Below are 6,011 nucleotides of genomic sequence, written 5' to 3' on the forward strand. Positions count from 1 at the left end.
GAGGCGGGCATCCGCTTATTGTCCGGGATGGCGGGACCCTATGCGTAACTCCCTGCGTTATACGCAGGGTCTCGGGCTGATGCCACAATCGCCTCATGCAAATCCCCTACGAACTGATTCTGGGCTGGCGCTACACGCGCGCAGGCCGCGCCACGCGGCGCAACGGGTTTATTTCCTTCATCTCGGGCGTCTCCATGCTGGGCATTGCGCTGGGCGTGGCGGCGCTGATCATCGTGCTCAGCGTGATGAACGGTTTCCAGAAAGAGGTGCGCGACCGCATGCTGGGCGTGATCTCGCACATCGAGGTGTTTGCACCCAATGGCGCCGCCCTGCCCGATGTGCAGAAAACCCTGGCCGAGATCCGGCAGAACCCCAACGTCGTTGGCGCTGCCAGTTTTATTGCCGCGCAGGCCTTGCTGGCGCGCGGCGAGGACATGAAGGGCGCGATTGTGCGCGGCATCGACCCGGCGCTGGAGGGGCAAGTCACTGACCTGGCCGTTGACCTCAAGGACACGGCCTTGCCCAAGCTGGTGTCCGGCGAGTTCGGCGTGGTGCTGGGCAGCGAGCTGGCGCGTTCGCTGGGCGTGCGTGAGGGCGATCAGGTGACGCTGATTGCGCCCAGCGGCCAGGTGACCCCGGCCGGCGTGGTGCCGCGCCTGAAACAGATGACGGTGGTGGGGGCGTTTGACTCCGGCCACTTTGAGTACGACTCGGCGCTGGTCATGCTGCACCAGGACGACGCCGCGAAAATTTTCCGCCTCGAAGGCCCGACCGGCATACGCGTCAAGCTCAAGGACCTGCACCAGGCGCGCGAAGTGGCGGCCCAGTTGTCGCGCAGCCTCAGCGGCGATTTGCTGATCCGCGACTGGACGCGGCAGAACAAGACCTGGTTTGCCGCCGTGCAGCTGGAAAAACGCATGATGTTCATCATCCTGACGCTGATTGTGGCCGTGGCCGCCTTCAACCTGGTCAGCACCCTGGTGATGACGGTGACCGACAAACGCGCCGACATCGCCATCCTGCGTACCCTGGGCGCCAGCCCGAAAAGCATCATGGGCATCTTCATGGTGCAGGGCGCGATGGTCGGTGTGATCGGCACGCTGTCCGGCCTGCTGCTGGGGCTGGGGGTGGCGCTCAACATCGATGTGATCGTGCCCGCGCTGGAGCGCCTGCTCAACGCCAGCTTCCTGCCCAAGGACATCTACCTGATCAGCCGCATGCCCAGCGACCCGCAATACGCCGACATCATGCCGATCGCCGTGATCGCGCTGGTGCTGGCTTTCCTGGCCACCATCTATCCGAGCTGGCGCGCCAGCCGCGTGAACCCTGCAGAGGCCCTCCGCTATGAGTGAAGTTGTTCTTAAAGCCCAGGGCCTGACCAAACGCTTCCACGAAGGCCCGATCGACCTGACCGTGTTGCACGGCGTGGACCTGCAGGTGTTGGCCGGTGAAACGCTGGCCATCGTCGGCGCCTCCGGTTCCGGCAAAAGCACCTTGCTGCACCTGATGGGCGGGCTGGACGCACCCACCAGCGGGAGCGTCGAGCTCAAGGGGCAACTGATGTCCTCGCTATCGGCTGCCGAGCAGGGCGAGCTGCGCAACCGGCACCTGGGTTTTGTGTACCAGTTCCACCACCTGCTGCCCGAGTTCAGCGCCCTTGACAACGTCGCCATGCCCTTGTGGATACGGCGCGAGGACCGCCAAACAGCGGCGCAAACCGCCACCGCCATGCTGGCCAGTGTGGGCCTGAAAGACCGCATCCACCACCGTCCCGCGGAACTCTCGGGCGGCGAGCGCCAGCGCGTGGCGATTGCGCGCGCGCTGGTCACGCGGCCGGCCTGCGTGCTGGCCGACGAACCCACCGGCAACCTGGACCGGACCACCGCCGACGGCGTGTTCGAGCTGATGCTGCAACTCGCCCGTGAGCACGGCACGGCCTTTGTGATGGTGACCCATGACGAGACGCTGGCAGCGCGTTGCGGCCGGCGTTTCAGGCTGGTGGAGGGGCGCTTGTCCGAGTGGGCCTGATGCTGCGCGAAGCGTAGGGACTGACGTTTCATAAGGCCGAAAACCATGCCCTGCCCATTGGCGCGTTATATTCGCAGGCAGGACTGACCGCGAAGGTGAGCAATCTCAACTACTGAAAGCATCAAAGTGGAAAACCTCTCTGAAGATATCCTGCGATCCATGCCGGAAGCGCTGATTTTTGCGGACCTGGACGGCATCATTCGACTGTGGAACCCCGGTGCGGAAACCGTCTTCGGCTTCACGGCGGCTGAATCCATCGGCCAGAGCCTGGACCTGATCATTCCGGAGCGGATGCGCAAGGCCCACTGGGATGGCTTCAACAAGGCGATTGTCCGCGGCGGCACGCTGCCCGGCCGGACCTCCATGATCACACGGTCCCTGCACAAGAGCGGTGAGCCGATTTATGTGGACATGAGTTTTGCGATGGTCAAAAACCCGGCCGGACAGATGCTGGGCTCCATGGCGGTTGCCCGCGACGCGACCGCGCGCTTCCAGGAGGAAAAAAACCTCAGGCGCCAGCTGGCCGAATTGACGCCCAAGCCAGAGCAGCCAGCGCAATAAGCCGGGCAGTTGGGCATCTTTTACCGGCGCGCCGCCTGTTCGGGGCTGGCCGCCGAAATCCGGCTGCGACACGGGTTTTGCCGGATCGGTGCATAATCGCTGGTTGCGCCCTGCGCGTTCCCACCAGCTCCTGTGAGCCTTTGCGCATGCCGTGGCAGTCCAAAGCCAGCGCCTCCCGGACCCGGCCACCACCCGAATGACAGACCACTACACCGCCCTCGGGCTGGACAGCGCTGCCACGCTGGCCGACGTCAAAAAAGCCTTTCGCCAGAAGGCGTCGTTCTGGCACCCCGACAAAAATGCCGATCCGCAGGCACCGGCGCGTTTTCGGGCGGTGCAGGAAGCGTATGAAGTGCTGTCGGACGCGGACAAGCGCCAGGCATACGACGACAACCGCCGCCGCAACCTGCTCGACAGCCCGCTGGCCAGTGCGACCGAGATCTGGCAAAACTATTTCGACCCGTTGCTCTCCCCGGAGCCCCGCTGACCCATGGAACTGAACAATGAAAAACTCGGCGGCATGAGCATCTCCCCCTATTTCCTCGACCTGCGTTCGGCCTACCAGTCCGAAATGGAGGATCTGCGCTTCGACTCCGAGGGGCGCGACGTGCTGCACCAGCGCCTGGCCGGCAAACGCCAGGAAATCGGCTTTTTGCTCCAGATGATGGAGCTCAGCCCCGAGATGGTGGCGGTGGTGTTCCATCAGGGTTTTGATTTCACCGGTCGGGTCGCCATGGATCACCTGCTGACCCATGACGCCGATGTGTTTCCGGCCTGGAGCAGCCTGGCGGGCAGCTGTGAGCTGGCGCCCTGGGCCCGGGACCTGGCCCAGATCGTTCTCGAGGCACCGGGCGGCGACCGCTTCCTGACCTTGACGGCGGGCCTGGAATACATGGCGGGCCTGCCGGTCGCCACGTCGGGGCTCGCCCTGGGCGGCGACGAAGAAGAAGACGAAGACGAAGACGAAGACGAAGACAGCGACCAGGATGGCGACGACAACCTGGTGATCTTTGAGGACGATGGCGAGGGCGGGCGCGGCAGCGATGCGCGTGCACGCCAGGAAGCAGGTGCCGACTGGCTGGTCCAGCAGGGCTTCGACCAGAAAGACTGATGGAATCCACCATGACATGGAATGTGAAGCCTTGAAGATGACGAACCACCTCGCCCTGATCGAAAAAACCCAGGCCCTGATTGCGGCCGGCGACATCGTGGGCGCCGAGTCGGCCCTGGTCGGACTCGCCGACACAGAAGGGGATGCCGCACTGATGGTGGTGCTGGAGCAGTTGCCGCCCAAGGACATCCTGGCCGTCATCCGCGAATATGACCATTCGAAGGAGTCGGTGGTCAGCCTGCTGGTGTCGCCCGCGCAGTTCGCCCGCGCCGTGGTGATCGAAAAACTCTACAAGGACCTGACCCGCACCCACCTGCGCGGCATGGTCAACGCGGTCATCTTCCGGGACGATGCTGACCCGCTGGACTTTCTCAATGCGATCGGCGACCTGGACGGCGGCAGCGAGGCGCTGGCCGACTATTTTTCCGACCAGTGGAGCCGTGTCGAGGGTTTTGCCCGCAGCGGCAGCTTCGAGGCGGCCGACGAATACGGCAAGATGCTGTCGCAGGCGGCCTTGCTGGCCTCGGCGTACGAAAAGCCGCGTGTCCAGCAGGATGAAATTGCCGACCAGGACTGGATGCAGCTGGCGTGGATCCTGCGTTACGAACTGCCGGACCTGTTCATCGAGATGCTGATGGTGTTGCGCGCCAAGGGCAGCGCCCACCAGGCGGCCGCTTCCGAGGAAGAAGACGAGGAGGACGCCGAGGACGACGGCAAGGTTGAGACGGGCGACACCGACCGTGGCAAGGCCACGCCGACGGCGCGCGAGTCCGACGAGGAATCGGCGATCTGAACCTCATCCTCTCCTGACCGAAGCAAACACCGTGTCCACGCCTTCGCCCTCCGCCGTCTCACTGTACGACGCGCGTCCGTTTTTCGAAAAGGCGCTGCAATACGGCGTGCAGCACGGCATCCTCGGTCCGGAAAAAATCGACGCCATGCGTGTCGAGGGGCCCAAGGGCATGGTGCAGATTGCGCGTTATTTCGGCAACGAATTCTTGCGCCCCGAGCTTGAGAAAGCCCGCGACCGCATGGTCAACCTGGTCAGCCTGTACCTGGAAAGCACGAGCGGTGGCGATCTGCGGCAGGCGGCCGGGCAACTGCGCGATTTTTCCCTGCTGTCGCGCTCCAAGGGCGGCTCGGACATGCTCAAGGCCCTGATCGCCATGCCGCAAAACAGCCACTTCGGCATGAACGAACGCGGCGGTTTTCGCGACGAGCATATTCCGCTGCTGGCCAAATGGTCGCTGCGCAGCCTGGCCGACTATCAGGCCGAACTCGCCAGGCGCAGCCAGGTGGCGCAGGTGGTGGATGCGGCCGTCTGGCTGGCCGGCGAACTCGGCATGGATGCCGATGAGCTGGACGAGGCGGGCAAGGACGCCGAAGCGGTGATCCGCACCGCCTTGCTGGCGCTGGCGATGGGCCGCATCGAGATGCCCGACTGGGTCGCGTTCGAGAAGATGGTCGTCGCCCTGCGCAAGAAGCAGGGGGCTGCGCCCAAAGCGTTGCCTGTCGCCGTACCGAAAAAACTGCCGGCCCATCTGCATGGCGTGCTGGAGGTCGTGCGGCAGTCCGTGATCGCCGATGCACCGAGAATTCTCGATCCGGCCCTGCCGGTGCGCCAGCTGTTCGACCGCAGCCCCGCCTTCATGGGCCGGTATTTCTGGGTCGAGGACGCTTTGGCCGAAGTTGACCACCATGACCGCCAGGCGTCGGCCGCATGGAACAAGGTCACCGGCGGCAACAGCGACGATGGTTCGCTGCTGACCCTGCTGCTGTGTGTGGCCGCCGGCGCCCCCCCCAAAACCATGCTGACCGAAAAAGGCGCCGCGACCCTGGTGCGCAAGATCTGGAAATCAGGTTTCCATCCGGCACTGGCCCTGCAGTACCTGCTGGACCATGCTCCGGCGCAGCACCAGGAGGCTTACGCCAGCTTGTGGGAAGCGTTTGTGGAAGAGGCGCAGCCCACGCTGCAAAGCGATGCGGTCCACGCGCTCAATGACGCTGTGGCGCTGCTGCGGCGGGAATGCCATGTGCAGTAGGTGCTCGCCGCTTTTGGTGACGCTACTTGTCTAAGCTATTTATGGTCGCTGCCCTTATTGGATGAGCGCAACCAGCTATTGAATTGATAGCGATTTCTTCTCTGGCTTGTCATCCCGGATTTGATCCCATAAGCGCTAACTTAAAGATTTACTTTTGAGATATCCTTCGGCTGTTGCATCAGCAAAGTTGGAGGCATCCCATGGAGCAGTCGGCAGAGCAGTCTCAGGAAGAGGTGATCGGACTGGGTGAGGATTGGCGCCTCGTGGAG

The 6,011-nt window shown here is 63.7% G+C and carries 7 protein-coding genes; all 7 read left to right on the forward strand.

Features of this window, described 5'->3' with window-relative positions; translation table 11 throughout:
* Positions 1–95 precede the first annotated feature (95 nt).
* The 7 genes from B7G53_RS22070 (at position 96) to B7G53_RS22100 (ending at position 5,742) form a co-directional block, all read left to right on the forward strand.
* Positions 96–1,352 (forward strand): lipoprotein-releasing ABC transporter permease subunit, encoded by a 1,257-nt coding sequence (locus B7G53_RS22070; RefSeq protein WP_096671761.1) that lies wholly within the window; start codon positions 96–98, stop codon positions 1,350–1,352.
* On the forward strand, positions 1,345–2,028 hold the full coding sequence (lolD, locus tag B7G53_RS22075; RefSeq protein ID WP_096671763.1) for a lipoprotein-releasing ABC transporter ATP-binding protein LolD: 684 nt from the start codon (positions 1,345–1,347) through the stop codon (positions 2,026–2,028). Before B7G53_RS22070 ends, lolD begins: the two co-directional genes overlap by 8 nt.
* 126 nt (positions 2,029–2,154) lie before the next feature.
* Positions 2,155–2,589: a PAS domain-containing protein gene (locus B7G53_RS22080; RefSeq protein ID WP_255250137.1), complete on the forward strand. Its 435-nt coding sequence runs from the start codon at positions 2,155–2,157 to the stop codon at positions 2,587–2,589.
* Positions 2,590–2,785: 196 nt separating this feature from the next.
* Positions 2,786–3,076 (forward strand): DnaJ domain-containing protein, encoded by a 291-nt coding sequence (locus tag B7G53_RS22085; RefSeq protein WP_096671767.1) that lies wholly within the window; start codon positions 2,786–2,788, stop codon positions 3,074–3,076.
* 3 nt (positions 3,077–3,079) lie between these two features.
* Entirely contained in the window at positions 3,080–3,700 is a 621-nt protein-coding gene (locus B7G53_RS22090; RefSeq protein ID WP_255250138.1) for a hypothetical protein, read from the forward strand.
* A gap of 37 nt (positions 3,701–3,737) precedes the next feature.
* Positions 3,738–4,493, forward strand: coding sequence for a hypothetical protein (locus B7G53_RS22095; RefSeq protein WP_096671771.1), 756 nt, complete (start codon positions 3,738–3,740; stop codon positions 4,491–4,493).
* A 31-nt stretch (positions 4,494–4,524) separates the two neighbouring features.
* Positions 4,525–5,742: a hypothetical protein gene (locus B7G53_RS22100; RefSeq protein WP_255250139.1), complete on the forward strand. Its 1,218-nt coding sequence runs from the start codon at positions 4,525–4,527 to the stop codon at positions 5,740–5,742.
* Positions 5,743–6,011 lie beyond the last annotated feature (269 nt).

This window comes from Polaromonas sp. AET17H-212 (genome assembly GCF_002379085.1).
Lineage (GTDB): Bacteria > Pseudomonadota > Gammaproteobacteria > Burkholderiales > Burkholderiaceae_C > Polaromonas.

What these genes read in the sequence shown, in the direction of transcription:
- B7G53_RS22070 (WP_096671761.1), top strand. Translation starts at nt 96, where the DNA reads ATGCAAATCCCCTACGAACTGATTCTGGGCTGGCGCTACACGCGCGCA.
- lolD (WP_096671763.1), top strand. Translation starts at nt 1,345, where the DNA reads ATGAGTGAAGTTGTTCTTAAAGCCCAGGGCCTGACCAAACGCTTCCAC.
- B7G53_RS22085 (WP_096671767.1), top strand. Translation starts at nt 2,786, where the DNA reads ATGACAGACCACTACACCGCCCTCGGGCTGGACAGCGCTGCCACGCTG.
- B7G53_RS22090 (WP_255250138.1), top strand. Translation starts at nt 3,080, where the DNA reads ATGGAACTGAACAATGAAAAACTCGGCGGCATGAGCATCTCCCCCTAT.
- B7G53_RS22095 (WP_096671771.1), top strand. Translation starts at nt 3,738, where the DNA reads ATGACGAACCACCTCGCCCTGATCGAAAAAACCCAGGCCCTGATTGCG.